The organism is Qipengyuania vulgaris (assembly GCF_009827325.1).
GTDB lineage: Bacteria > Pseudomonadota > Alphaproteobacteria > Sphingomonadales > Sphingomonadaceae > Qipengyuania > Qipengyuania vulgaris.
In genome coordinates this window covers 41,895-66,463 of sequence record NZ_WTYC01000012.1, presented here as the reverse complement: position 1 = coordinate 66,463, position 24,569 = coordinate 41,895, and the positions used below count along the sequence as shown (strand labels likewise).

General features: G+C 61.0%; 23 protein-coding genes. 3 read left to right on the top strand and 20 right to left on the bottom strand.

All coding sequences use genetic code 11. The features are described from left to right. Positions 1–361: 361 nt before the first annotated feature. The 10 genes from GRI69_RS14640 to GRI69_RS14600 all read right to left on the bottom strand — a co-directional run bounded on the left by GRI69_RS14640 (position 362) and on the right by GRI69_RS14600 (position 8,021). The gene (locus GRI69_RS14640) at positions 362–808 is read right to left on the bottom strand and encodes an RES family NAD+ phosphorylase (protein WP_149036582.1); all 447 of its coding nucleotides are present in this window, start codon (positions 806–808) and stop codon (positions 362–364) included. Between the two features lie 112 nt (positions 809–920). Next, on the bottom strand, positions 921–1,421 hold the full coding sequence (locus GRI69_RS14635) for a DUF736 domain-containing protein (RefSeq protein WP_063612697.1): 501 nt from the start codon (positions 1,419–1,421) through the stop codon (positions 921–923). A 151-nt stretch (positions 1,422–1,572) separates the two neighbouring features. Further along, positions 1,573–1,920 carry a hypothetical protein gene (locus GRI69_RS14630; RefSeq protein ID WP_160728985.1) on the bottom strand — a complete coding sequence of 116 codons (348 nt, stop codon included), beginning with the start codon at positions 1,918–1,920 and terminating at the stop codon, positions 1,573–1,575. A 191-nt stretch (positions 1,921–2,111) separates the two neighbouring features. Next, on the bottom strand, positions 2,112–2,480 hold the full coding sequence (locus GRI69_RS14625; RefSeq protein WP_149036583.1) for a DUF3768 domain-containing protein: 369 nt from the start codon (positions 2,478–2,480) through the stop codon (positions 2,112–2,114). After that, the gene (locus GRI69_RS16200; RefSeq protein ID WP_227819749.1) at positions 2,473–2,655 is read right to left on the bottom strand and encodes a hypothetical protein; all 183 of its coding nucleotides are present in this window, start codon (positions 2,653–2,655) and stop codon (positions 2,473–2,475) included. Before GRI69_RS16200 ends, GRI69_RS14625 begins: the two co-directional genes overlap by 8 nt. Before the next feature lie 75 nt (positions 2,656–2,730). Continuing rightward, on the bottom strand, positions 2,731–3,057 hold the full coding sequence (locus tag GRI69_RS16195) for a hypothetical protein (RefSeq protein WP_227819750.1): 327 nt from the start codon (positions 3,055–3,057) through the stop codon (positions 2,731–2,733). 154 nt (positions 3,058–3,211) lie between these two features. After that, a complete protein-coding gene (locus GRI69_RS14615) occupies positions 3,212–4,882 on the bottom strand; it encodes an ATP-binding protein (RefSeq protein ID WP_063612700.1) in 1,671 nt (556 codons plus the stop codon). Positions 4,883–4,993: 111 nt separating this feature from the next. Continuing rightward, on the bottom strand, positions 4,994–6,085 hold the full coding sequence (locus tag GRI69_RS14610) for a phosphoadenosine phosphosulfate reductase domain-containing protein (protein ID WP_063612701.1): 1,092 nt from the start codon (positions 6,083–6,085) through the stop codon (positions 4,994–4,996). After that, positions 6,082–6,717 (bottom strand): DUF7007 domain-containing protein, encoded by a 636-nt coding sequence (locus tag GRI69_RS14605; RefSeq protein WP_063612702.1) that lies wholly within the window; start codon positions 6,715–6,717, stop codon positions 6,082–6,084. Before GRI69_RS14605 ends, GRI69_RS14610 begins: the two co-directional genes overlap by 4 nt. A gap of 47 nt (positions 6,718–6,764) precedes the next feature. Next, a complete protein-coding gene (locus GRI69_RS14600) occupies positions 6,765–8,021 on the bottom strand; it encodes a hypothetical protein (protein WP_160728984.1) in 1,257 nt (418 codons plus the stop codon). 95 nt (positions 8,022–8,116) lie between these two features. Here GRI69_RS14600 and GRI69_RS14595 point away from each other — a divergent pair, with 95 nt between their 5' ends. Further along, positions 8,117–8,614, top strand: a complete 498-nt coding sequence (locus tag GRI69_RS14595) for a hypothetical protein (RefSeq protein WP_063612704.1) — start codon at positions 8,117–8,119, stop codon at positions 8,612–8,614. Here the strand turns inward: GRI69_RS14595 and GRI69_RS14590 are convergent, their stop codons facing one another. From GRI69_RS14590 to GRI69_RS14550, 9 genes are all read right to left on the bottom strand, one after another. After that, a complete protein-coding gene (locus GRI69_RS14590) occupies positions 8,615–8,818 on the bottom strand; it encodes a hypothetical protein (RefSeq protein ID WP_063612705.1) in 204 nt (67 codons plus the stop codon). A gap of 12 nt (positions 8,819–8,830) precedes the next feature. After that, a complete protein-coding gene (locus GRI69_RS14585; RefSeq protein ID WP_063612706.1) occupies positions 8,831–9,451 on the bottom strand; it encodes a DUF6927 domain-containing protein in 621 nt (206 codons plus the stop codon). Between the two features lie 11 nt (positions 9,452–9,462). Then, positions 9,463–10,131: a hypothetical protein gene (locus GRI69_RS14580; protein WP_160728983.1), complete on the bottom strand. Its 669-nt coding sequence runs from the start codon at positions 10,129–10,131 to the stop codon at positions 9,463–9,465. A 19-nt stretch (positions 10,132–10,150) separates the two neighbouring features. Continuing rightward, complete coding sequence (locus GRI69_RS14575; protein ID WP_160728982.1) at positions 10,151–10,543, bottom strand: hypothetical protein; 393 nt, start codon at positions 10,541–10,543, stop codon at positions 10,151–10,153. Further along, on the bottom strand, positions 10,512–11,450 hold the full coding sequence (locus GRI69_RS14570) for an ArdC family protein (protein ID WP_063612709.1): 939 nt from the start codon (positions 11,448–11,450) through the stop codon (positions 10,512–10,514). The genes GRI69_RS14575 and GRI69_RS14570 overlap by 32 nt, the downstream gene beginning before the upstream one ends. A gap of 79 nt (positions 11,451–11,529) precedes the next feature. After that, positions 11,530–13,605 (bottom strand): ParB/RepB/Spo0J family partition protein, encoded by a 2,076-nt coding sequence (locus tag GRI69_RS14565; RefSeq protein ID WP_160728981.1) that lies wholly within the window; start codon positions 13,603–13,605, stop codon positions 11,530–11,532. 80 nt (positions 13,606–13,685) lie between these two features. Beyond that, positions 13,686–17,900: a strawberry notch-like NTP hydrolase domain-containing protein gene (locus GRI69_RS14560; protein ID WP_342356018.1), complete on the bottom strand. Its 4,215-nt coding sequence runs from the start codon at positions 17,898–17,900 to the stop codon at positions 13,686–13,688. A 63-nt stretch (positions 17,901–17,963) separates the two neighbouring features. After that, entirely contained in the window at positions 17,964–18,722 is a 759-nt protein-coding gene (locus GRI69_RS16450; protein ID WP_419957076.1) for a DUF7146 domain-containing protein, read from the bottom strand. A gap of 574 nt (positions 18,723–19,296) precedes the next feature. Beyond that, a complete protein-coding gene (locus tag GRI69_RS14550; protein WP_063612551.1) occupies positions 19,297–20,595 on the bottom strand; it encodes a replication protein RepA in 1,299 nt (432 codons plus the stop codon). 521 nt (positions 20,596–21,116) lie between these two features. Between GRI69_RS14550 and GRI69_RS14545 the strand changes: the two genes are divergently transcribed. Together GRI69_RS14545 and GRI69_RS14540 are read left to right on the top strand one after the other, a co-directional pair. Further along, entirely contained in the window at positions 21,117–22,325 is a 1,209-nt protein-coding gene (locus GRI69_RS14545; RefSeq protein WP_063612552.1) for an AAA family ATPase, read from the top strand. A gap of 180 nt (positions 22,326–22,505) precedes the next feature. After that, a complete protein-coding gene (locus tag GRI69_RS14540) occupies positions 22,506–23,489 on the top strand; it encodes a ParB/RepB/Spo0J family partition protein (protein ID WP_063612553.1) in 984 nt (327 codons plus the stop codon). Here the strand turns inward: GRI69_RS14540 and GRI69_RS14535 are convergent. After that, positions 23,486–24,505 (bottom strand): hypothetical protein, encoded by a 1,020-nt coding sequence (locus tag GRI69_RS14535; protein WP_082834645.1) that lies wholly within the window; start codon positions 24,503–24,505, stop codon positions 23,486–23,488. The genes GRI69_RS14540 and GRI69_RS14535 overlap by 4 nt on opposite strands. Positions 24,506–24,569: the final 64 nt, after the last annotated feature.

Genomic DNA, 24,569 nt, shown 5'->3' with positions numbered 1-24,569 from the left:
TATCGACGACGACCGGCATGGTCGCTTGGCCCGTAGGACCTTGCTCGCGACTTTAGCGAGATCGCGCCAGCCACGCTGATTTCGGCTAACCAGTGAATTCGGCCACAAGGCCGTGATATCCGGTTCGAACCGCTACTCCTCTGGAGCCGGTCGCAGGATCATCGTCTCCGGGCGTTTCTCGCGGAAGTGACCATGTGAGTGCCCCTGCCCATCGGACGCTATGATCGTGCCGGGAAGCCGGGGGCTATACGCTGACATGGGAGCATCCAGAACGCAGTTCGCGGCGCAGGGGCGGTGCGCGAGGGCCGCTCAGTTTGGCCCGAAGCCCGATCGACTGTCTGCTACAATTGGATAACGGTTTTCAGCGCCACGATTTGTCGTTTTTCGGAAGGCGGCGGTCCTGATCGATTACGCGTAGTATGGCCTCGCTATTCAGGTTCCAGGCCCATAGTGCGACATTCTCGAGGTCATTGTGCATGGATGCATAGGACGCTCCATGAAAACCGTCGGCAGCAAGGGTATCTGCCAGATCCCAGGTCGGGGCTTGGGTCTGCTCCACTACGTGTGTGTACCAATTGGTAGCGAGCAAATCAGGGGTGATATCGTACTGGGCGTGTGTGTTCGGATCACGTGTATCGAAAACTCTGGCATTGCGCAGTACGTAGGAGATGAGCGTGACAGGTTTGAACGGGTCTAGACTGGGCTGGCTCTCGACCATCGCTGTGGTCGGGTCGGCACTCAGATAGAGCATTTCGACTCCTGGCGGATTCCAGCGTCCTCCGTTTGAAGCGGCTCCTGCACCGCTCAGAGGCGCGCAGGAGCTGGCCGCAGTAAAAAGGCCCGCCCGCGGGGTCGCGCGGACGGGCCTTCGCAGTTGGCCTGTGCGGGAGGAGTCGCACCGGCCCGGGGGACGCTGTTGGTCAGGCGTCGGCGGTCTCCTTCGCCTTGGTCTTCGCCTTCGGCGAGGGAGCGGTGCTCTCGCCCAGGCCGTCGCCGCCGACGGTGGAACCGGGCTGCTCGGGCTCGCTGCCGGTCGCGGTCGCGTTCAGCGGCGGCAGCGCCTCCTCGCCTTCGCTGGCCATGCCGGGGAGCGTGCGCTTGCGCTGCGGGCGGCGCCAGGCGACGTTGTAGGCGCCGTCTTCCTGGCGGAACATGGCGACGTCGATCGGCTTGTCGAGCGAGGGATCGTCGACCCGGCCCGAGAGGAACACCTCGCCGGTGTCGTTCGACGAGTATTCCCACAGCGCGCCGACCTTCACCCAGCTGCGGCGGTCGGCCGACAGCGCCATGACGTCGAAGGCGGGGGCGCGCTCGTTGGTCGAGACGAACTCGCGCAGGGCGATGGTGGCAGCGAATGCCATGGTGACGATGCGACCGATGTGAACGCCGTCCGCATTGGCTTTGAGGGTACCGATGTTCATGGGAAGTTCTCCTGATGCTTTTGCCCGAACCCCTTGTCCGGACCACCTTCCTTCATCCCTCCTTCCCCCCGGGCGCAGCCCGGCAGCGCGCGAACGCGCGCAATCCGCACCCGGACCCTAGGGCGGGTGCGTCACCGACTTGTGGTGGTTGTTAGGCCAAGTCGCGCTTGTCGCGGGCTTCGAGACGAGCGAGGAAAGCCCTCGCTTCGACTTGATTGGGCCCGTCGGTTTTCGCGAGCGTCTTCATTCTGTCGATCTCGAGACTGGCGGCGGTCTCGGCGGGAATGTCGCAGTAGGGCTCGAGCAGCCTGATCGCATCGATGGGCCGCGGCAGTTCGGCCTCGACGGTTCCTTCCCACAGGATCGGAACCTCTTCATCCTCGTCCTTCGGGTCAGTGGCGAAGACCTGTGCGAAGAAGGTACGCAAAGGACGATCCCAGCCTATCCATGCGGATGTCGCGGGCACGCCGTCTCGCAGCTGAAGCTGATGGCGGCTCATGCTTGCGTCCTCGCACGGCGGTGGTCGCAGTTGCGCCTTGCCCTTTCGATACTTTTGATGGCGTTTCGCACTTTTTCGAGGACGCGTGGGCAGTTCGTTTGGCGGAGTTTGGTTCGGCCCGCACGCAGATGGCGCAGCGCGCTCTCAACGCTCGCATGGGTTGAATCGTCCGCTGTCCTGATCGTCATGACTCAGTAGTCCTCGGGTTTCATGAGCGTAATCGCTCGCCGTGTCTCTGCCGCGTTCGCCGGATCTTCCGAACCGTACTCGAACGCGGCGTCGTAGTAGTCGATTTTCATCATCACCTTCACTCCGTCGACCTCGAACCAGGCCATGTCCCTCTCGGGTGAATCGTCTGAAAAGGTGCAGTCGCGCATGGCCTTCATGATGCGCGCCTGTGCGAGGATGTCGTTGCGGCGGGTTCCGTCGCTGAGGCTGTCGAGCAGATTGAGCGTGAAGATAATTCGCGCGGTACAATCGAGCCCGAGCCGGGCGCGGTCGTTTAGAGTGGCGATCCTTTCAGTCGTCGAAGGTGGGGGTTGAACAAGCATGTCAGGCATGGTGGATCTCCTGTGCGTGGAACCGCTCGAGCCAGGTCGACATCGGTTCGCGAGCTTCGACGGGTTGCTGCGCGGCGCGCTCCTGGAAGGCGACCAGGTCGGACGGGGCGCTCTCGATGATGCGATTAATCTCGGCCTCTTCGAGGAGCGCTTCGCCGTGGATGAAATCGGTCATTCGTCCGGGCCGCGTCTTTGTCGACTTCCGCTATAATCCCTCTACCGTCTTGAGCCGCGGCGCCGCGCGCCCCGATCAGAACGATCGTGCGCAGCCATTCAGCGGATAGTGCGCGGACCTCGTCGGGTTTCGTTGTCCGTCACGCGGTGACGCATCGTAACCGATGTAGCGCACAACCTTGGCGCCTTCCGCCCAGGCGTCGATGGCTGGTTGCCAGGGCTTGTTGAAGGCTTCCTGCGGGGCGGCCTTGTATTCGAGACTGCAACTGTGCCGCTCGAAGGCGATCGATGGGGGGCACCCGTTGGTTAAGAGCAATTCCGTGAGGTCGCGATATGGCGGCCAGTTCTTGGAGCGCTTGGCCTCGTAGCGCACGACTTCGTACGCGATGGAGCGCTCCGCCATCCAGCGCCCATGATTTCTTGGAAGGCGTAGATCTCGATTTTCTCCGCGCCGGTGTCCGCGGTGAGGACGAGATCGGGGGCCTCGCGATTTGCCAGCTCGATCAGCAGGGCGGTGCTGTCTACGCCGATACCATAGCAAAGAACGCTTGATGGCTTCACGTCGCCTGCTCCAGATCGGAAACGGCCACATCGATCGGGCTGTCGTGCGTAAAGCCGATCGTTACGCTTTTACCCTTGGGCAGAGTCCACATGATGCGCGCCACCGCGTCGCGGAATTGGGATGCGATGGCGGCGTTCTCGCCGACCAGGATGCGGTATGCGAGCTCTCGTGCGTCCCGGAGGAACCGGTCGTGCTGTGTGTCCCAGCTGTCGGCGTCGGAATCGTTCCAGGCTGAGAAGCACGCGTTGTCTAGGAGGTCCACGAGGCCATCGGGCTGAAGGCTATCCGATGACACGTAGGCGATGGTAACGTCCTCGATCCCGTCGGAGCAGCAACCGTCCGGGAAGGTGAGAACGATGTCGGCTTTCACCCGTTCGCGCTGAGCGGTGCTGCAGCCTTGCTCCTTGATCGCGTATTCGAGGTGGATTTCCTGCGCGGCGCTGATCGCGGGGAGGGGCGGATCGGCGGCGATCGCGTCGACCGTGTGGATCGTACCATCGGCGTGCACGATGAAGGTCGGATCGCTGAGCTCGCGCAGCTCGTCATACCAGCTATACCCTTCGAAGGCGGTGTTACGATCGACCAGTTTGGCGCGGATTGGAGTGCCGTGCAGCGCGCGGGCAATGATTTGTCCGAAATGCGCTTCTTGGGCGTCCATCAGGAATTCCTCACTGGTGATCGTCCGGCGCTGCCCGGCCTCGCTGCCGCTTTCGTTGTCGGCAATGTCCGGTTCCCACGCATTGAGAACGGCCTCGGCCTCCGCGAGGTTGATGCCGAGCTCGGCGGCTCTGCGGTAGCGTTCGAAGCTGAGGCTGTGCGACGTCTGGGCCGCGATCGCGCGGTAGCAGGCGGCCTCGCAGGCGACTTTTAACGCGTCCAACCCGGCGTTCTCCACGAATTCTTTGCGTGCCGGGAGAACGAGCTGCAGTTCGGGCGTATGCCCGATGTCGATCCGGGCGTGCATTTCTTGCTTGCCGATCTGCGGTATTTCGAAAAGCCGCGCGAAGACAGCGACGCCGTGGAAGTTCACCGTCGGTGCCCGGTGATAAGTTCGGCCTTGGAAGACGCCGATACGACTTCCGCGCCAGTCTTCGACATGGATCGCTCCGCAGAGGAAATCCTTCTTGGGCATTTCCTTGCCATGAAAGCAGACGGGCACCGGGAAGAATTGCACGGCTTCCCGAAGGGCGTTTTCGGCTGTGCCTTCGTCAACGCCGGGGACAACGAATGAGACTGAGGTTCCCGTGGTCCTGTTGGAGCGGTCGACAACGATATCGACGTCTCCCGTCCAGGCAGCGGGCGCGATTTCGATCCGCCAGGCATCGCTCGACGAGCTAGGTCGGGATTCGATCACCGTTGCCTTACCGGCCAGGCTGAACACGCCCATTCCTGCGGGGTCTTCGCCGTTGGCGACGGCGGCGTCCCATCGCGATGCTCCCAAGGCGAGAACGCGTACCGGATCGTCAATCCCGCAACCATTGTCGTCGAGGGTAATTCGCAAACCGTTCTTTTGAGGCGTCGTGGTGACGTTGACGACGCTCGCGCCGGCCCGGCGAGCGTTCTGCAGGAGTTCGTTCAGGATGTCGCTTAGCGAGCCGTTGAACAGACGCGTTACCTTTCCGATCGTCTCGGGGCTCACGCTCGCGCGAATGGGTTCGTATTTCATCGGGTTCCTCCTTGTCGGACTGATTCCCGTCTTCCTCTCCCCCTCCTCTTTGCCCGAGATGGCCTGAAGCGATGGCGCGGGCGTTGCCCGAATTTCTTCGTCGGTGGTCGATCAAGCCGCCTTGGCGGCGTGAAGCTCGGCAAATCGCTCGCGGATCGTCAGCGCGTCGGGCCAGTGGTTTACGAGGTTGTGCGTGGTGGTCATTTCCCTCCGCACGCGGTGAATGGTGTGTGCTTCGTCGAGCGTGGGAACGCGCGGTGGCCACCCCTTCATGAACCGGAGGTCGTTGGGTAATTCGCTCTCGATTGTACGGCGGCGTTCCGCCATCAATTTGGCTTTCCTGATCGCAGCCGTTCCCTGCGCGTCGAGGAGCTGTGGGCTGACGTCGGCTAGCCAGCGCCCCGGTTGGAACGAGAATCCGGATTTGGCCTCGATCCCGACGATGGCGCGATAGGCCGGGTGGTTTCCCTCGCATGTCGACGAGACGGCGAGGTTGTTGAGTCCTGCGAGCACGCAGTAGCTGCAGCTCAATCGGTCCGCTCCGCGGCCGTAGGCCTCGTGCAGCGGGATGCGGCGCGTGGCGTGATAGGCGAACACGTCGCGCGCCGACCATTCGACTATCGGATGCCACGTCAGCATGGTCGTCCCTGCCCGGTTTCCGATAGGCGCAAAGCGGGTATCAGGCTTGCTGATCGGGGCCTTGGACCGGACGATGCTTTCCTCGCGGCGAATGCCGACCACAGAAATGACGGTTTCCCCGGCAAACCTCTTCCTGAGATTTGCGCCGATCGGTTGCACCTTGGTCTCACCCGTACAGAAGCGCAGGCGTGCGGAGGAAAATGGCGGCACGAGCTGGTACGTCTCGAGGTTCTCGTATCGGCGGAGCGAACTCTTCCAGCGCTGTTCCCATCGCTGAACAAGCCCGCCGGCCTTGCGCCTCACGACGGATAGGTCGACCGCGAGCATCGTCGCGATTGTTTCGACGAAGCCTGATGTGGATGGCCATTCGATCATGCCGAGATCCGCATGGATTGCATGGCGCCGATCGCGCGGATGTCCGATCCGGTCGAGGTAGGCATCGACAACAAAGGCGGCCGCGCTGGAATCCTTCCCGCCCGAAAGGCTGTAAACGACGTGTGTGCCATCGGACAGAGCCGAGGCGACGGCGTCGTCGATGGCGATGTCGTTAACCTGCGTGGTCATGCCACTCTCTTCGACCGAAGCTCGGCGGGCGGATCGATAATTTCATGCGGTATCGAGGCGAGCATGGTGACCTCGCCGCGCTGGGCGTAAGCATCCTTGTCGATCAACGCGCAAACCTCATCGTCGGCGTACGTTGGGCGCCCGAGGTGATTTACCGACGTGAGCCGGCGAGCGATGACGCCGGTCTTACCCTGCGGGACCCAATCGGCCCAATCGCCCCACGCGCTGGTCGTGCAGAACTCGCCTATGGCGGCTTGGTATGCTGCACGAGTACGCAGGATATGCGATTCATTGGGCGCGACGGTTTCGCTGGTATGCGCCGTGAACCGGTCTGAGTGCCAACACCGGGCGGTGTCCCGCGCGAGCTGCAGGAAGCCTGCAGTGCAGGTTTTCTGCTGTGCAAGTTCTCCTTCGAAAGCCAGGTAGACCAGACACCAGTCGGCGTCTTCCTCGTAGGCGTTCTCATCGAGACGGAGCACATCGGGCATTGCGTCCTGTCGCGCATCCGAGAGGAGAAGGCCGCCGTGGCTGGCCGTCATTACGGACCAGATGCCCGGTGCGAGCTGATCGGCCTGCTGGATCGCCCCCCAGGGCGAATTTACCGGTCGTGGCGTGGCGGGGAATACTGACATGAGCGAAACCTCCTGATTGTTCGCTCAAATCCTTCCCCCTCCCCCTTTCAGCTTATGATCTGTCTCGCGCGTTCGGCGATGATCTGTACTGTGATCTCATCCAAGGGCAACGCTACGACCGGGCCTATCTCGAGAAGGCGCTCGTGTTCTATGCTGCGCAGTTCGAGATAGCCGCTATCGGCAGACTGGAGGATCTGCAGGGCGAAGGTAATCTGTCGCTGCGACGCCTGGTCTTTCACCGCCACAAGGAAGTCAGGTCTGGCTGAACCGTGTTCGGTCTCGATATCAAAGAGGATTTTCTTGACCGCCATGCGGATGCCGTGACGCCGTAGGCTGTATTGCGCTTTCTGGAGTTCCAGCAGGATATCCCGATCGTGGTCTCGTTCTGCCGGTACGAACTGGTTGCCGGTGAATACGGGCTGCGCATAGGCCCGCAAAGCTCGGTAGCCCTCACGCTTGCTGTGTTCACCGACGACGGCGAGAACTAGGAAAGGGGGCTGGACTTCGGCTCGAATGATTCCGGTGTGCTGTATGCGATTTCGGATCTGCACTGTGCCGAGCCCGGTCACGATCTCGCTGCTTGTCACCTCGCTCGCTTCAAGAAGGAGGAAGGCCTGCGGCGCGTATTCTTCCGGCCAGTCGTCTTCGGCCTCGCGCAGCCTCGCATGGACCTTGCATTTCTCGTACTCGATCGCGTTCGTGTAAAAATGATGAGCGAGCTTGATGCCCGGGGCGATTTCGAACTGTCCGGCCACCTCGCGCAAGCGCCTCATCTCTGCGCTTATCGAGCCGTCGCGCGGACCCTCTGGCGGAAGCTCGCGCAATACGTTTGATCGCGCGCGTTCGAGCAAAAGCCAAAGGAGTTTGCCGAGCCTGGGGATGGCGACGCCGCGGGATCGGTCGTCTGGCTCGCTTTCATCAGGTTTCTGGGCGAGCTTCTCTGGCGCTTTCTGGTGCGCGTTGAACAGTCCCTTGGGCTGCTTGATCTCGTAGAGTGTGTCGCGGCCGGTTTCGCGGATACGTTGTGGCGCTTGCGGCATGTAGAACGGGCACCTGGGGCTGTGGCTCGGACGAGCGGTCAGGCGGCGGAGATAATAGGTTTCCTGGAAGCTGAGATAAGCGGGGCTCATGAGCGGCGGCGATCGATCTTCCGCCAGACAGTCGCAGGCTAGCCATTTACCGTTTTCGCGTGAGGTCACGACGAGCGAGACCGAGGCTCGGTGATCCGCCTCGTCGCCTTTGCCGATATACCATCGCACCAGCGCCGCTTTCAGCCCGTCGCTGATAGCGACGCGGTTCGTCATGCCGCTGGTATCTTTGGGTATGAGCCACATGATCTAGACCAGTTGACGCGCCTCTTTGTTCACTCTATGTTCATCGCATAGAGGAGTTTTGCGTGATGAACAAGGCATTCGCGGTTGGTCGGTTCGATCTGGATATTGCGCTTCGCGATGCGTCGCTCGACGAGATGAACCGCGTTGCCCGCCGGTCGCTGGCGAATGCGTCGATCGGCGTCGAAGCGTTCGACGCGTATCATTCGGCCCGAGAGCTTTTCGAGACTCTTGAGGCCCTTCACGAAGGCCAGCGCGGAGCCAAGCGCAAGCTCGCCCAGGTTCTTTCTTGCGAGTGCGACGATTATCAGCGTTGTCTGTATTACACGGTTGCCGGTCGCGGTGTCTTGCAGATGCTGGACGATCTGGAATGGCTGATCGACCTGCTCAAGGCGCGCTGCGAGGTTTCTGCCGGTCTCTTCCGTTCAGGGACGCTGCCGCTCGTGCAGATCAATCCTTACGTCTCGGCCGAGCCGGATGGACCTGTACCGGCGCGTGGTGGCGAGTTCGAGCAGGGCGCTTCGTGGTTCCTGGATCCGGCCCTCGGCGGCCAAGTCGGCGAGTAGTCAGAGCAGGATCACCTGCAGCTCGAATGTTGCCGGATCATGGCCATGCGACGGCATGACGCGCAGCGGCTGCAGCGGGCACTCGGTGCGCACGACGGCGTGATCCTCGCCGGTGGCTTCCGAAAGCCGGAGCGCCAGCCTTTCGGCGTTGTTTCTTCCGCATAGCTGGCGGCGTCTGGGATCGAGACTTTCGCATTCCATCATGGAAAATCCGGTTCATGCGGCAGGGAAGAAAGTCTTCGCGACCTTCGGTTCGCGGACGATCTCGAACCGGCGCTCGAGAAGGCGGGAGATCTTAAATCGGCCGCGACCGTCGGTTAGCGTCAGGACGGTCTTCTGCCCTCCCCGCCGAAATCGAAACTCGCGATGTTCGCTGCCGTCGCTGAAGCGCATGGGTGCGGGGAACCGGATGAGGTCACCGTCGCCGAGGCGCCGCCCCTTGAGAGCGAGCAATCTGTAGCATCGTCGCCTCCAGTCGAGCGCCCAAGGATGGCTTGTCGGTGTCAGGAGCTCCAGAACACTTTTCGGGCAGGCCGTTTCGACGGGCCCACATGTTTCGTCGAGGTCCTTGTAGGCGAATATATACCCGTCGGCAGCGCGAGGATTCCAGCGAACGAGACACACGACCGCTGTGATGTCGATCGTCTCGTCATGTTCATCGTAGCGCTCGGCGGCGGCGTAATAGGCTGATCCTGAATAAACGCTCTTGAGCACCCTGAGCGCGCGAAAGGGCGTCTCATCCGCCGCCGGATGTTCGTAAGTCAGCTGAGCATCCAGATAGGCCTTCGGCGTGTCGTAGGCACCCATCCCCATTCGGGTCATTGAAAGCCATCCCATATCGGTTTCCTTCAGATGAGGCCGGCTTGCGCCGGCGCCGGGAGTTTCAGTTCGCTTGCGATCCGTTTCGCGAGGGCCGGAATGTCTTGCAGCACCGTGATCGGGGCCTTGCGCATCGTGGCTCCGGGCGGTTTCCAGTGCGGGTTTCGCCAAGCTACACCTGGTTCGCCGAAGCGCTCAGGGGAAATGCGGATATACAACCCTCTCGCTTCCAGCGTGTGATCTCCGGCAAGCGATTCCTGCGGCGTCGTGTATCCGAGGCGATAGTCGTTGTGCGCCATGCCGAGTTCGAACGCGATCATGCGGAGGGTCCGCGATCCTTCGCGGCGATAGTGGCGAAGCTCCTCTTGCCGGTAGTCGATGCCGCGTCGTACCAGCGCCACGATCGCGGGCGATCGCTTCAAGTCTGCAAGCTTGTCGATGCACTGCCGTCGTAGGTCTGCATCCTCGGTATCTTGGCGGGTTCGCACCCCTTCTGCGATCCGGGAGAGATGCCGCGTAAGTAGGAGCACCGCTGGACAATCCGCGGCCGATCTTCCGGCAAGGCGAGCATCTTCGATCGCCTCGTTGAGCGCGCGGATCGCAGTATCGTATGTCGTTAGACCATCGGGCTCGAGGGCTCGGCGGTAGCGGTAGTCGATGTCGCAGATCATGAGTTCGCCCTTCCATTGCTGATGCAATGGCCCTCTCCCCCTCCCCTCAATGCAGCGACCTAGATATCGCCGTGAGCGTATTTCCTGGCAGCGGCTCGAAGGCGATCGGCTTGAGAAATGCCTCGGGTGCGACCTGCTCGAGGATCCGGGCGATGGCGGAAAAGGCGACGCCGGAACCCTCGGTGGAGACCACCAGCAATGATCTGCCGTCCTCGTGTCCTGAAAGGTTCCATCCGGCGGGACCTTCGCCCAGAAGGCTGTCGAGTACGTCGCGGGGTTCTCTGGCCGGGAAGTTCAGCAGCATCCGCCCCCTGAGCGCCGGTCCGATCAGTACACGCTCGCCATCCACGAGATCAGTTGCGTATTGATGGAGTTGAGCGAGACGCACGATCGCCTTGAGACCCGGTTCAAGCGTAGGCTTGAAGTGTAGCCGTTTCATGGCCCTTCTCCTCAGCTTCGCTGTCGTATCCGGAGAACGCTGCGAGATAGTTGAAGGCCTGGTCGGCCTTGGCGGCGGCGGTGATGATGGCGCTCTTGTCCGACTTCAGGATGTCGAGCCAATGGCCGATATAGCTGGCATGGCTTTCGTGCAGATCGGCGGGAAGGCCGAGCTCGTAGCAGATGCGGGCCGAAATCTGTTCTGCGACGAGCTCTTCGAAGGCGTAACCTTTGTCTCCGAATCGTTTTCCGAAGGTGCGGGCAAGCCTGCTGGGATGGCCCGTCCAGTGGCCCGTTTCATGGGCGATTGTCGCGACGAGGCCATCCTCATCGACGAAGCTGTGCCGGTGAGGCATCTGGATGAAGTCGCTGCCTGGGGAATAGAACGCCCGATCACCGCCATAGCGGACCTCGGTCGGAATGGGTGCGAAGAATGCGTCGATCGCCGCCGCTTTCTGCGATGGTGTCGGAGGTGCCTCCGGGACCGGGTCGGGATAGAAATGGGCCGGCAGATCGTCGATCTGCGACGCGTTGAAGACGGAGTAGGCGCGCATGAATCGGATCGTTCGCGAAGATTCCTCTCCTGTAGCCCGATCGACCTCCGTTTTCTTCGTCGTATTGAAGTAAATGCTTGGTTCGGCAGCTTCCCCCCGACGGACCTGTCCGCCGAGCTCCTGCGCCTGGCGATAGGTCATCCAGTAGCGGGATTCGTATCCCATCGCGTCTGCAGCGGCCCACAGGTAGAGCCGGTTGATGCCGGTGTACGGCACGCCGTTCGCGCGCAGCGGCGCGCCGCCGGCGCCGGTCTTCTTCCAGGGGCGGCGCCAGGGCAGCGTGCCCTCTTCGATCTTTCGGATGATTAGGTTCGTAATGTCTTGGGCGACGTCGCGCTTTGCGGATCGTTTCATGATGTGTCTCCGGGCATGAAAAAGGCCCGGTCGCTTGGTGGAGCGGCCGGGCCAGTGCATCAGGAGGGTTGCGGCGCCTTCAGGCGTCCACCGCCGCTTCTTCGTCGACGTCTTCGGGTTCCTCGAAGGTCGGTTCTCCGTTTGCGTCCGCGAGATCGGTGTCGTCGTCGGGTTCGACCGGTGTATCGTCCTCGCCGCCGGGATCCTGAGCGAAATCGAATTTCATCGCTTCGGGCAGCCAGGCGAGAGCGCGTTCCTTGATGTCTTCCTCGACGATCGCATCACCGGAAAACAGCTTCTCGCATGTCTTGGAGAGTTCGGCCTTCTTGGAGGCGGCGTACCGGGCCGCGAGTTCGGACCCGCCGATGTCGATCAGCGCAGCGAGGCAGGACGTCTTGTTGATGCGGTCAAAGAGATTCTCCGAAGTCGGCCGCCACATGGCTGCGACGTCGACGTCGAGGATACTTCCGAGGACCGCATGAATCGGATGGTATTCCGAGTTGTAGCCCTTCTTCGCCTCCAGCGAGACCGCGACTACGTAAGACAGCCATGCGGCCTTGGTCTCGTCGTCGAGTTCGCGGAAGGCCAGGAAACGCTGGGCGACCTCCTTGGGCTCGTGCCAAGCCTTGTCGAGTGCATCTTCCGCCTGTGCGAGGATGCCTTCGGCTGCCGACTGCGGGATGTCACCGTAGGCCGGATCTTGGGGCTTGCCCGCCTTGAGCGAGGTCCCCTTGCTCTCGTAGCTGCGATCGTCGCAGAGCGCGAAGATGGCATAGTCGAGCGCCAGTCCAGGATCGCCGAGAAGCGATGCGGCGAGGATGTTTCGGCGCTGGACGGAGAGCTCGTCGAACAGCTTGGCGCTGATCGGCTTCTCACCGCCCGGGGCGACTGCTTCGGGGGTCGACGGGCGAGCGGCCGAGCTGCCGGTGCTCCCGCTGGTCGGCATGTCTTCGCTGGTCGCGGTGATGTTGCCGTCTTCATCCTGCTCGAAGCTCAGCCGTTTCTCGCTGTAATAGTCGCTTTCCAGGACCATTTCGCCTTTGTTGGTCAGGATGAGGAAGCGTCCGGCTTCGCCGTGCCATTCCTCGGGCAGCTCACGGACCGGATTGTTGAGATCGTCGCGTTCGTTCGACAGCGTGTCGTATTCGACCTCGAGTTTGTCGAGATCCACGCCGTCTTCTTCCTGCGCGCTCTCGTCCTCGAAGATCGCGTTGATGTCGTCCATCCGTGCGTCGATCTCGTCGATGCGAGTGCGTGCCTCCTCGGAGAGCGGCGCAGGAGGCAGGCGCACCGGATTGAGGCCGAGTTCGCTGCGGGCGCTCCACGAATTGGTGGCAGCGACGGGGTTGATCCAGGCGAGCCCTGTTTCAGCCGCCACACGTTCAGCCTCCGCCTCCATCTTGGCACCCGCGAGCTGATGCGCGATTTCCACGTCGATCCAACGATCATCGGCCGCTTCGCTGAAAAGGTCGCGTTCGATCTTGCCACCGGCCGCGACATAGGTGTCTTCACCGACGAGAAGCGCGATCGGATCGTTGCCGCGGAGCGAGCCATCCGCGATCATTCGCCGGATGGCGTCCGCGCTGGGGTTCCATGCGTGGCGCATCTGTTCGAATACGCGCAGTTGTACCTCGTGCTGGTCGGTTGCGGCGTAGGCCTTGGCGATGTCCAGCGTGATGTCGCTGGCTGCGAGTGCTTCGAAGATTGGACCGGCAAGGTTGGCGAGGCGCAGGCGCCCGTCGACGAAACGCTGCGTCAGTCCGAAGCGCTTCGCAACCGCAGCCGTATCGCCGTCTTCTTTGATAAAATGCTGGAACGCCTGGCATTCCTCAGCAGGCGTCATCTGCAGTCGCTGGAAGTTCTCCGCCAGCGAGACCTCGCTCGCATTGTGTTCGCGGCGATCGATGACGAGGCACGGTATTTCGAAGTCCGCGTCCATGGCGCCCCGCTCGACGATGCGGTGCATGGCCCGCATCCGCTTCCCGCCGCCTATCACCTCGAAGCGGCCGCGCTTTTTCGCCTTGGCGACGATGAGGTTCTGCAGCACGCCGCGCGCCTCGATATCGAAGGACAGTCGCTCCTCGAATTCGGAATTGGGCCGCTTGCAGACATTGTCTTCGCTCTGATCGAGCTTGCTCAACGGGATGAGTTGCATGATCGTATCTCCTGATGGTCGACCGGCGATTCACCGGACACCAATCCCCCTCCCCCTCCCCTTTGACCGGGCATGAGCCATCAGAGAGGCGCGAGAAGAGCCCTGACGACGGGTTCGGGATTGTCGGCCGGAACGAAGATTCTGGTGCGGTACGCGATGATCTCGGTGAAGCATCCGATGGTCTTTAGCCATTCGATCTGATCGGCGGGGACTCCGGCGATTTCGATGCGAAGATCCCCTGCCACGCGCGAGCGCTTCAGGACCGCGCCGAACGGCTGCTCGATGGTGATGCTGCGGTTCTCCCGCAGTGCCTTCACGACAGCCTCATCGGTGAGCTTCACGCTCGAATTGACACCGAACGCCTTCAGCACGTCGGCGACATCCGTGTCGTAGACGATGCGGCCGAGCCAGCTGCGGCCTTCGAGGTCTACGATGCGGTTGACCTCGAGATAGTCGCGGGGAAGGTTTGACCAGATCGGCAGCAGCAGTCCGGTTGCGAGGTGGATCGTCTCGGTGTGCAAACGCGAAGCGCTGTCTTCGGCCTCGGCCAGCCACAGCTTTGCGAAGCGAAGCTCCGCACATTCGACCCAGGCGGATTCTTCGAGGTCACGCAGCTGATGATATTCGCGGCGTAGCGGTCGGTGCAGGATGACCCGCTGGATAAGCTCACCCTTCTCGGTCATGAAATGCCGTGAGGGCTCGCACAACGCCGCCTTGTCGCTCTTCGTGTTGCGCATCAGGATGCAGCCGTCCGACCATTCGCGTCGCTCCAGCACCCTTTCTAGTGTGGTCGGCTGATACCGGGTCGTCAGATCGATTCGAAGCAGATGCGATGTCGCACCGGTGCGCTCGTCGGTGCGAAGGATGATATCCTCGTCGACGCTCGCGCTTTCGACTTGGATGGTCTCGATGCCGACATCCAATGTGCCGGCATCGCGCGCGGCGGATATCCGAGCTTCCACCAGGGCCAGGAATTCGTCGAATATCGCGTTCTGCATCGCGATCGGTAGGGCGAGGATGCGATTGAGCCAGCGCTGGATGGGCGGAAGATCCTCTTCCAGGATGCCGTCGGCGGAGGCGATCTTAAGACCACTGCGTTTCTGGAAATCGACCAGCGTGGCGCTGGTGAGTTTGCCTTCGGCTAGGAGGCCGAACCATGTCACGAGCGCCGCCTTGGCATATTCGCTTTCGAGGTTGTCGGCCGGGTCGAACAGGTTCTGTCCGCCGGTCTGGCGCTGGCCGCGCGTGAGCGCGCCCAGGCTGTCGAGCCGGCGCGCGATCGTACTGGTGAAGCGCAGCTCGCCCTTGCAGTTTGTGGTCACGGGGCGGAACAGCGGCGTTTCGGCCTGATGCGTCCGGTGCGTGCGTCCGAGACCTTGGATGGCGCGATCGGCCCGCCAGCCCGGCTCGAGGAGAAAATGCACGCGCTGGCGCCGGTTATCTGCGTCGAGGCTTGCGTGGTAGGAGCGGCCGGTTCCGCCAGCGTCGCTGAACACCAGAATGTTCTTGCGCCCGTCCATGAAGTGATCAGTTTCGGACTGGTTCGTACGCGCCGACCTCGTTTCGAGTTTCTGGCTCCCGTCGCCCTGCGTTACGAGCCGCTTGGTGCGTCCGGTGACTTCGGCGACCTTCTCGGTGCCGTAGTGTTCGATAATGCCATCGAGGGCCGGCTTGATCGGGGGAAGCGCGCAGAGGTGCTCTATGAGCCGCTGCTTCTTCTCGATTGCTTCCGCATTGTGAACCGGTCGTCCCTCGTCATCGAACATTGGCATCGAACGCTCTTCACCGGTATCGTCGACGAAGACCTGCATCTGCTGGGTGGGAAAGGCACGCTCGAGATAGTCGATGACGTTCTCGCGAGGACTGAGGTCCAGATCAAGCTCGGCGCGTTCCTCGGGAGATAGACTGTCGAGACGCCTGTCCAGAATGCTCTCGGCCGTGGAGACGAGCTGGACGACGATCGCCTTGTCGTCGTCGATATGGCCATTGATTGCGGCGATCAGGGTCGGCAGCTTCATGGAGAGAAGGACCTGGTTGAAGAAGCGTTGCTTGGCGCCTTCGAAGCGAGAGCGGGCCGCGGCCTTTGCGCCGCTGTTGAGCGTGTCGCCGTCGAGATCGTCGACGACGTTTGTAAGCGCCAGTGCCTCCTCCATGTTCTGATGGATGATCGCCCAGGCGTCCGCATAGGTGTCGTAGATGCCGATCTGATCGTTTGTCAGATCGTGCTTGAGCACCTCGTATTCGACACCGGCAAAGCTCAGTGCCCTCGCCTGATAGAGGCCCAGCGCCTTCAGGTCACGGGACACCAGTTCCATCGCGGCGATCCCGCCCGACCGGATCTGGCTGATGAAGTCCTCGCGGTTCGAGAATGCGGTTCCCGGTCCCCAGAGGCCGAGGCGAACGGCATAGGCGAGGTTGTTGACGTCGGATGCGCCCGTGGCAGACGCGTATAGAACGCGGGCATCGGGGAGGTGGTTCTGGAGCAGGACACCGGCGATCCCTTGCAGGGAACCCGGCTTCGCGCCGCGCGCGCCCTCGCCTCCTGCCACGCCGCCCATCTCGTGGCTTTCGTCGAAGGCGATGACGCCGTCGAAGTCGGTGTCAGCCCAGTCGAGCAGCTGCTTCAGGCGTGTCGCATCCTGGCGTTGGCTGCGCAGCGTTGGATAGGTCACAAAGACGATGCCGTCGCGGAAGGGAAGTTCTTGGTCGATCTTCCAGCTGGAGAGCGGTTGGATGTCGGCGGGGAGCCCGCCGATCGCGGCCCAGTCGCGGCGGGCATCTTCGAGGAGGCTTTCGTTCTTGGATATCCAGATCGCTTGCCTGCGGCCCGCCAACCAGTTGTCGAGGATGCAGGCTGCAATTTGGCGCCCCTTCCCCGCTCCGGTCCCATCGCCCAAGAAATAGCCCTTCCGATAGGCCTTGCCGTTCTCGGACAGCGAAAGACCCACCCCCTCCTCTGACGGCACGAACTTGCCCGGAAGAAACTGCGTCCAGGCGTTGCCGGCGTAAATGATCGTTTCGAGCTGCGCTTCGGAGAGATGCGCCTCGTTCAGAATGCAATCGTGAAGCCGCGGTATGTAATCGGGCACCGGCGCCGGGATCGATCCCATGGCGACGCTCTCGACGAGGGGTGTCGGGTGTTTCCGGGAGCCCTGGATGTTGATCCGGCTCGGCCGATAGGGAACGTAGACGCCCGATTGCGCCCCGAGCGCGCGGGGCGCTTCCAGCTTGGCATAGTCCACCGTGACGATCTCGCGCGCCGCAAGCTTGCGCTCGATCTTAGGCGTGGTGCGCGGCTTGGCGCGCATCGACTTGAACAGGCTTGTCGCCTTCGGCTTGATCCGGGTGGGTCGTGCCGGCGGCGCTGTCGCGGGGTCGATCCGCTTCACGATCAAAAAGCATTCGGCAAGCTCGGAGACGGTGTCGCGTGCAATCAAGGACGGTTTCGAATTGCCCGGAACCTTGTCGATGACCAGCAACCGGACCGCCACGCTCGTGCCCTGCTTGTGATAGCATTTGGCGAGCCTGCAGGATGTCTGCACCGTGCAGTTTGCGAAGGTTTCCTCGTAGATCCGCAGCATCTTGGCGCTGGGGGTGAACCAGTCAGGCATGATGGCAACGACGCGGCCGCCCGGAAGCAACTTCGCCAAGGCCGCGCGCAGGTGACGGACCGCTGCGAATTGGTCGACCCCCCTGCCCTGCGAACGCGAAAACGGCGGGTTCATCAAGATCACCGTTGGCCGGAGGTCGTGCGCCGAAAGGGACGTCAGCATCGCACCGTCGAAGCCGGTGATCGTGGCTCTTTCGAAAAGAAGCGACAGCTTCGCACGGCGACGAGGATCGATTTCGTTGAGGTGGAGCTGCGCGACAGCCGGCAACATGCTCACGAGAGAGCCATGCCCGGCACTCGGTTCCAGGACGATGTCAGTGCTGCGGGGTTGCGCGGCGATCACGGCGAGCGCCGCCAGATCGGCCGGCGTCGAGAATTGCTGGAAGCGGATCTGATCTTCGCTTCGAACGGTGTGGGTGGGCAGCGAGTCGACCAGTTCCGACAGCGCAGGCACATCTTCGAGCAAGGGTGTCGAACGCGCCGAAAGATGAAGCGCCAGCCCCGCCTCAAGCAAATCGTAGGCATCGCGCTGCGTCCAGGATCCATTCGCCGATGTGCAGCCGTGCAGCTGCTCCATGATCGCAAAGAGGCTCTTCTTCGAAAGGATCGAGCCTGCGATGTTCTGGGCGACTTCCTCGATCGCCCCCTTGAGGCGGTGGTCGGATTGTTCGAATAGGTCGGTCACGGTCTGCTCCTGATGTTGATCCGCAACCAAGCTTCCCTCTCCCCTCCCCCTCGAACCGCAGTCCTATCCTCCAGTGTTCTCGTTCACCTCGGCCCAGTCGCCCGCCTTTCGTGGCGGAGGATCGCGGAGAACCGTCCGGTCTTTAGTCGCGTACGCCTCAATCGCCGCCAGTGCGCCAAGCCGCCCTGCCCTGTTGTTGTCCTCGGCGATCACGACCGTCTTTACGCCGTCCGGTATTCGGACAAGAGCCAGGCGTTCGGCTCCGAGCGTACTCCAGCACGGAATTCCTTTGATCCTGGTGTAGGCGACTGCATCTTCCATGCTCTCCGCAAGGCCGAGCGTGTCGCCTTTGAACGACGGTGACCAGGCGCCCATCCCCGGCCGCCCAAGCATGTATTTGCCTTTGTGGCACAGCCCTTTCGATCCGAGCGCGATACGCTGGATTGCCATGATCTCCAGGCGATCCCTCACCGCAACGAGAAGCGCGGGTCTGAAGACGGCATTGGGTTTGCGTCCGAACGGACATTTATGGTGGTAACGGATATCGCGGAGATCCAACGGAAGATTGCGCGATTTCAGGTATGCCTCAGCGAGCGTTTCGCAGATCTCCCGGCCCTGGTCCCATATTCGCCGCGCATTCGCTGACGATGGACTTGGCTGAAATTTGGGTGCTGGCGAATTGAATACGGGCCGCGTTCGCGAGATTGCTCGCAGTACGTCTTCATTTTGGCATCCGGCAAAGCAGTGTACCAGTATTCCGTGCTGGCCCTGCCTGATCGAGAGGGACGGCGTGCTGTCGCGGTGTGCTGGACATCGGCACATGGCGTAGCTGCCATGCCACTTGCCGCGAAGTCCTGCTACCGTGTCGATTGTTTCCTGAGTTGGGCTCAGACAGGTCAGCATAGTTGCTCCTCCTTTACCCCGAACCTCTTCCTCCACTTTTAAGAATGAAACCGAGACGAGTGTTGATACTTGCACCATGCTTGCCGGTCTCAGGGGGTCTGGCGATATTCAAATCACGCCAAAGGTGTGGTTGTGAAAAATCTTTTTCTGATTCCAGGGTCAATGTTCCTTTCTCAGCCAACACAAGAGGCCAAGGTCGAGAGGTTCGTCAGTGCTTTATCCCGAATTTCGTGGTTCTGGTTTTTGGAGTTAACGCACAAGCGGATCGACCGGAGGGCAATCAAGCCTTCCCAGGAATTGCCTCTGCTCAATAGTAGCGGAAAGCCCGTTTCGCCGGGAATGTGGCAAGATTCATTGTGTTCTCGGTGTCCCCGTGAAACCAAGAAGCCGACGATGCGCGTATCGTAGGACTATATGGCAACGGTGGCGGGACACCACACGAGAAGGTTGGTGCCTCTGCGCGATCGTCCGTATGGGCGTAAGTGCACCGCTCCTATTGGTGCGCGGCTCTCCGCTTGGCATAGGAGATGACGAAACTTTCCCAGATGCGAAGCCATTCTTTCTCGGTTCGAGGGCGTTCGAAGTCCGGGCAGCCACTGCGGAATTGGCTCGCCATCAGATCGACATCCCAGGGAGCACCCTTTTCGCGGCCAATCCGCAAAAAAGCTTCTTCGCGCTTTCCATACTGAAGCGACCCTGACGGAAACGCCAAGGTTTCGACTTCCGGCAACGTCTTCGCCCTGCCCTCTGCTTCGCCTGTCCTTTTGGACAGGGCTTTCCGCTTGCTGCGCGGTTCGATTCCAACGAGCCGTAGATGGGCTCCAACGAGCTTCTTCTCGAGCGGCGCTGGTGAAGGATAAAGGACGACCTTCCTCCCCGAAACATCGACATTGGCGTTCGGATAGACTGATGTAACAAGTTGCATTGTTTCACGGACGGTCTGGCGAAATCGTTTGCTGTCCGCGGCGTTGCCCAAATGCTTGGCCAACTGGTCCCACGAGAGTGCCTGGCCGCGCTCGGCGGTAACACGGGGGAGCCGGTAGGCAAGATAGGTGTAGAGATCGAGCGCGGTCGGCGCTCCCTTCAGTTCTCGGATCGCCACTTCATTGAGTGGAACCGCATGTTCAACGAGATGCTGATAGAAGACCTCCGACATTCTGATTTCGCGAGCGAAGGCACCGTCCTTGTCCAGCGAGCCGGCATATTCGCTGGAAATCTTTACATCCCTGACGGCAAAGGCGTTCTGGTCCGTATCGGCGCCGTCCCATCTGATCTGCCATTCACAGGCAAGCAACCGATCGACCTGCTGCTTCATCAGATTGGCAGTACCGCGTGGCCCGTATGAAATCGTCTGATATCCGAGACGCCGCATCCAATCAGTGAAATTGCGGCCGAGATAAACATCGCGCGACCGTTGCTGAACCGCTTGCGAGAGCATGTAGATTAGCGCCACGCGGGGATAGGATCCGAAAGGAACACCCAGACTCTTCATCACTCGCTTGCCATCGATCTCCTGCAGCACCGGCCGGGGATTGATTGCCAGCGCATAGCGACCGTCCTCGCGAATGATCGGTTCGAACTCGTCCTTGGGGCGCTTTGTTGGGAGCGACATGGCGCATAACGCCGAATGCAGAAACGCCGGCACCGGGTTTTCGTCCTGAACTCTCAGGAATGCGTCGAGCGTCAGTTGCGAGCCAGCATGCTCGGCAAGTGTACGGACCTGTTTCTCGCCGCCAGCCAGCATTGCCAGAGCGTATTGGTGGCCAACCGGTTTCTTGTCATCCTGCGTCATAGTCCCCTCCCCCGATTCGGCGGGCCTCGGTGGCTGGATCAACAACAGGGTTGGGGGGCTAAATCAAGCCCTTTGGCGATTTACGGACGATTTGTGGCCGAAAACCTGCAAAATCACCGATGATGTCGGGTCCGTTGAGCAAAACATGCCAATATCAAACTTTCAAACTCAAAATTTAACCGATTGCGAATCGGATTCGAAGGAGGAGATTCTCTATAAGTAGGTATGCGCTCTGAGATCATCGGTTCTTAGGCACCGAGATCATTGCATTTCTGCACTGAGTTCATCGGCCTGGCTCTGAGATCATCGGTTTTCGTCCACAGCTCGGTTTTGCGAGTCCGATGGTTGGATCAAGCAGTTCAAAAGGGCTCGAAGATCATCGGCGAACGCGTTTACTCGCCCGCGACTGCCCGCAAGTGGCTCGGAGATCATCGGTGTAGCTGTAAGTTTTTTGGCCAAGTCGTTGCTGAAAGCGTCAACTCGGGCTAAATTGATGTCCAGACTTCCAAGAAGGATAGTAGATGGCCACCAAGATTTCAGCCGATGGGCTTCCAGGCAGCTCAGCAACCGATGATCTCCGTTCCCTTCATCGCAAGTCACTGGCAATTCTCAAGCGGCTCCAGACACACGCGCTCGATCCCGAAACCGGAGAGAAGGCGGGCCCAACCTTCCCCATCTCGAAGGCCGCAGAACTCGTCGATCGAACGGCATCGGCAATCCGAGAGGCCGAACGCGATGGCCGTTTGCCCGAGCGCAGTCGCACCCCTTCGGGTCACCGCTTGCCGTACAATCTCACCGAGCTTGATAAGATGCGCAAGGTTTTCGGAACAAGGCCTTGGCGCGATCCGGAAGACACGCCGGCGATTATCTCGGTGTCGAACTTCAAGGGCGGCGTCGGCAAGTCGACGATCGCGGTGCACCTTGCGCAGCACTTTGCGATTAAGGGGTACAGGACCTTGCTCGTCGACTGCGACAGCCAGGCCAGCTCGACCATGATGTTCGGATATCGTCCCGATATCGATCTCGGTGAGAACGATACGCTTTACGGGCATTTTCACGACCCCGAGTTGCTCGGGGTCCGCTCGATCATCCGGGACACGCACTTTCACGGCCTCAGCCTTATCCCTTCAAATCTCAAGCTCTATAATCTGGAGTATGAGATAGCTGCGCACCTGGCTCAGACGCGAAGCTTCGATGTGATTGATCTGATTTCGAATGCGATCGGCGAGGTCGTTCACGACTATGATGTCGTTATCATGGATCCGCCGCCGGCTCTCGGAATGGTGTCGATGGCGGTTCTCCAGGCAGCGAATGCCATGGTGATCCCGATGCCGCCAAGCGTGATCGACTTCTCTTCGACTGTATCCTTCGTCGATATGGCGAGAACCACTATGGAACAGCTCGAGCAGTTGGGGGGCAGGGCGCGACCGGCCTACAATTTCATCCGCGTGGTCGCGAGCCGCGTCGACGAGAACAAGTCGATGCATCGCGAGCTTCTGGCCATGATGCGCGATGTGTTCGGCGGGTCTTTGCTTACATCGATAATGCCGACGAGCGCCGAAATCGACAATGCGAGTTCACGCCTCAAGACCGTTTTCGAGCTCGATCGGCCGGTAACGTCACGCGAGGTGCACATGCGGTGCGTGAAGTACCTCAATGCGGTTTGTGAGGAGATCGAGCAGGAAGTTATCGGCAGCTGGGCGAGCCGGGCAGGGGAGGTGATGGCATGATGTTGCCACGTGGCAACGATCTGGAAGGTCGTTCTGAATCAATGAGATATAGCTATCAGGCGAGTCCCGTGCCGGTGCCGGCGCATTGCCATGGTCAGCTGGTGTACGAGACCATTCAGAGTGCCGTTGCCACGTGGCAACAAACTGCCGCCACGGCAACACACGAAAGGAGATTGAGTCTTGGCCAAGGGTAATAAGGGCTTCGGTTCGCTGCTTACCGAATCGATCGATGATGACATCGAGGAGGGGGAGGCGGCGCCGGCAAGGAGCATAATGGCCAGTCGCAGCGAGGCGCTCAATCGCCTGGCATCGGGTAAGGTTGTAACGGATCGCACGGAGTTCGTGGATCCAGCCCGCTGCCGGCCATGGCGTCTCCACAATCGCGATCTCGATCATCTATCGGAGGAGAGTTGCCGCGATCTCATCGACGCCTTCCTTTCGGCGAAAAAGCAGCGCATCCCGGCAATCGTCAGGCGACTGCGCGACGACCCAGAGCATGATTACGAGATCATTGCCGGCGTCAGGCGCTGGTGGACGGTGCAGTGGCTGCGCGAGCACAACCATCCAGAGTTCGATTATCTGGTGACCGTCCAGCAACTTACCGACGAGGAGGCGTTCCGGGTATCGGATGTCGAGAATCGGTCGCGCAAGGACATCACCGACTGGGAGCGCGCTCATGAGTACGAAGCGGCGCTGTCCGAATTCTACGAGGGCTCGCTTACCCAGATGGCCGAGCACCTCAACATATCGAAGTCCTGGCTCAGCCGGATGCTCAACGTCGCGCGGCTACCCGAGGAACTCATCGTAGCTTTTGCCGATCGTCACGACATCACCGTGCGCATCGCGCGAGACCTTAAGCCGCTTGCCAACGAAATGCGCTCGCTTTCGGCGATGCGCAAGGAGACGGAGGCGATCCTTGCTGAACGCAGCTCGGGGAGCGAACCGCTTTCCGGGCCTGAGACGGCTAAACGCCTGATCAGGGCGACCACCGCGCCTGGCAAGCCGAGGACGAAGGTCCAGACCGAAACCGTGCCGACCAAATCCGGTGTTCCGATGCTCTCGGTGACCAGGCCGACCAATGGGGCAGGGCTCACCATCAAGATCCTCCCGAATTCAGGAGCTAATAAGACGACGATCATGGCGGCGATCGAAAAGCTTCTCTAAGTTTCGGTGTGCTTTCGCGAATGATCCGACAGCATCTGATCGATCTCCGCCATTTCTCTGTCAAACTCGGCAAGAACAGTGTCGAGGGCCGGTGACGAGCGCGACGGGGAGGGCGGACGCCCGCGCGGGGGTGCAACAATCCCCAAGGCAATCCCGACATCGGGAGTAACATAGAGACGCCAGCTCGTCCGACCGCTTGTTTCTACCAGCAGACCCTTTTCAGCCGCTCTTGAGAGGAGCTTCCCGGCTCCCGAGAGTGTGATGTCAAATCGGTCAACAAGTGTTCGCGCGGCCAGGAAGGGCGTCTCGAGTGCCAAGGTTCCTAACCGGGGAAGATGGCCCGGACGATGCTCGGCACCGACAGCAGCGCCGTAGCGCATACGATAGCCCTCGAGGCGGCCGAGACGCCGCAACCCTTCGTCGGCTAGTTCTCGCAAGGATTTGAGCAAACGCTTAAGCTGGGCTTCCCGCGTGCCGTGAAGAAAGCGAAGGCCCGGGTCGCCGGTCACCAGGCAAGGGAGTGGGTTCCTGGTCAAATTCATTCGCCGCAGCAACTTGGGAAACGCCAGCCAGGGAGCGGGCGTGTTATCCTGCCGCGACCAGGAATCGAGAACGGCGAGGGCGCGGGCGAGGGGAGGGGCGTCGCGCCAGCCATCGGGAATGTCGAAGGTAAAGGGTATGTCCTCGCGCCAATGACGGTCGTGACCGGCTGCCAGCTCTGCGGCCCAATCGGCGTAAGCGCCGAACGGATCGCCCGCGGTGACAACGGGGGGGCGGCCCGGGATCGAAACGCCGGTGAAATGTGAAATTACGTCGATTTCGTCGATTTCGTGCCGCTGCAGCCTCAGAGCTGTGGCGTAGCCGGTCCAGCTGGCTCGCAGCATCCACGCGGGGGCAACCGAACTGGCGGATATCCGGGCGTCAAGGCGACCGATCGATGCCATCGTTCGGCCGAACTCATCGACCAGATCGGGCGACCAGAGTATCGCACAAAGAGGACGAGCCGGACGTGACATGTATCAATAGTAGCTTAAAACGAGCGGTTCAGTCCACTGAGGAAGGCACGTAATGTTGATAATG

What these genes read in the sequence shown, in the direction of transcription:
- GRI69_RS14635 (WP_063612697.1), bottom strand. Translation starts at nt 1,421, where the DNA reads ATGAACATCGGTACCCTCAAAGCCAATGCGGACGGCGTTCACATCGGT.
- GRI69_RS14630 (WP_160728985.1), bottom strand. Translation starts at nt 1,920, where the DNA reads ATGAGCCGCCATCAGCTTCAGCTGCGAGACGGCGTGCCCGCGACATCC.
- GRI69_RS14625 (WP_149036583.1), bottom strand. Translation starts at nt 2,480, where the DNA reads ATGCCTGACATGCTTGTTCAACCCCCACCTTCGACGACTGAAAGGATC.
- GRI69_RS16200 (WP_227819749.1), bottom strand. Translation starts at nt 2,655, where the DNA reads ATGACCGATTTCATCCACGGCGAAGCGCTCCTCGAAGAGGCCGAGATT.
- GRI69_RS16195 (WP_227819750.1), bottom strand. Translation starts at nt 3,057, where the DNA reads ATGGCGGAGCGCTCCATCGCGTACGAAGTCGTGCGCTACGAGGCCAAG.
- GRI69_RS14615 (WP_063612700.1), bottom strand. Translation starts at nt 4,882, where the DNA reads ATGAAATACGAACCCATTCGCGCGAGCGTGAGCCCCGAGACGATCGGA.
- GRI69_RS14610 (WP_063612701.1), bottom strand. Translation starts at nt 6,085, where the DNA reads ATGACCACGCAGGTTAACGACATCGCCATCGACGACGCCGTCGCCTCG.
- GRI69_RS14605 (WP_063612702.1), bottom strand. Translation starts at nt 6,717, where the DNA reads ATGTCAGTATTCCCCGCCACGCCACGACCGGTAAATTCGCCCTGGGGG.
- GRI69_RS14600 (WP_160728984.1), bottom strand. Translation starts at nt 8,021, where the DNA reads ATGACGAACCGCGTCGCTATCAGCGACGGGCTGAAAGCGGCGCTGGTG.
- GRI69_RS14595 (WP_063612704.1), top strand. Translation starts at nt 8,117, where the DNA reads ATGAACAAGGCATTCGCGGTTGGTCGGTTCGATCTGGATATTGCGCTT.
- GRI69_RS14590 (WP_063612705.1), bottom strand. Translation starts at nt 8,818, where the DNA reads ATGATGGAATGCGAAAGTCTCGATCCCAGACGCCGCCAGCTATGCGGA.
- GRI69_RS14585 (WP_063612706.1), bottom strand. Translation starts at nt 9,451, where the DNA reads ATGGGATGGCTTTCAATGACCCGAATGGGGATGGGTGCCTACGACACG.
- GRI69_RS14575 (WP_160728982.1), bottom strand. Translation starts at nt 10,543, where the DNA reads ATGAAACGGCTACACTTCAAGCCTACGCTTGAACCGGGTCTCAAGGCG.
- GRI69_RS14570 (WP_063612709.1), bottom strand. Translation starts at nt 11,450, where the DNA reads ATGAAACGATCCGCAAAGCGCGACGTCGCCCAAGACATTACGAACCTA.
- GRI69_RS14565 (WP_160728981.1), bottom strand. Translation starts at nt 13,605, where the DNA reads ATGCAACTCATCCCGTTGAGCAAGCTCGATCAGAGCGAAGACAATGTC.
- GRI69_RS16450 (WP_419957076.1), bottom strand. Translation starts at nt 18,722, where the DNA reads ATGTGCCGATGTCCAGCACACCGCGACAGCACGCCGTCCCTCTCGATC.
- GRI69_RS14550 (WP_063612551.1), bottom strand. Translation starts at nt 20,595, where the DNA reads ATGACGCAGGATGACAAGAAACCGGTTGGCCACCAATACGCTCTGGCA.
- GRI69_RS14545 (WP_063612552.1), top strand. Translation starts at nt 21,117, where the DNA reads ATGGCCACCAAGATTTCAGCCGATGGGCTTCCAGGCAGCTCAGCAACC.
- GRI69_RS14535 (WP_082834645.1), bottom strand. Translation starts at nt 24,505, where the DNA reads ATGTCACGTCCGGCTCGTCCTCTTTGTGCGATACTCTGGTCGCCCGAT.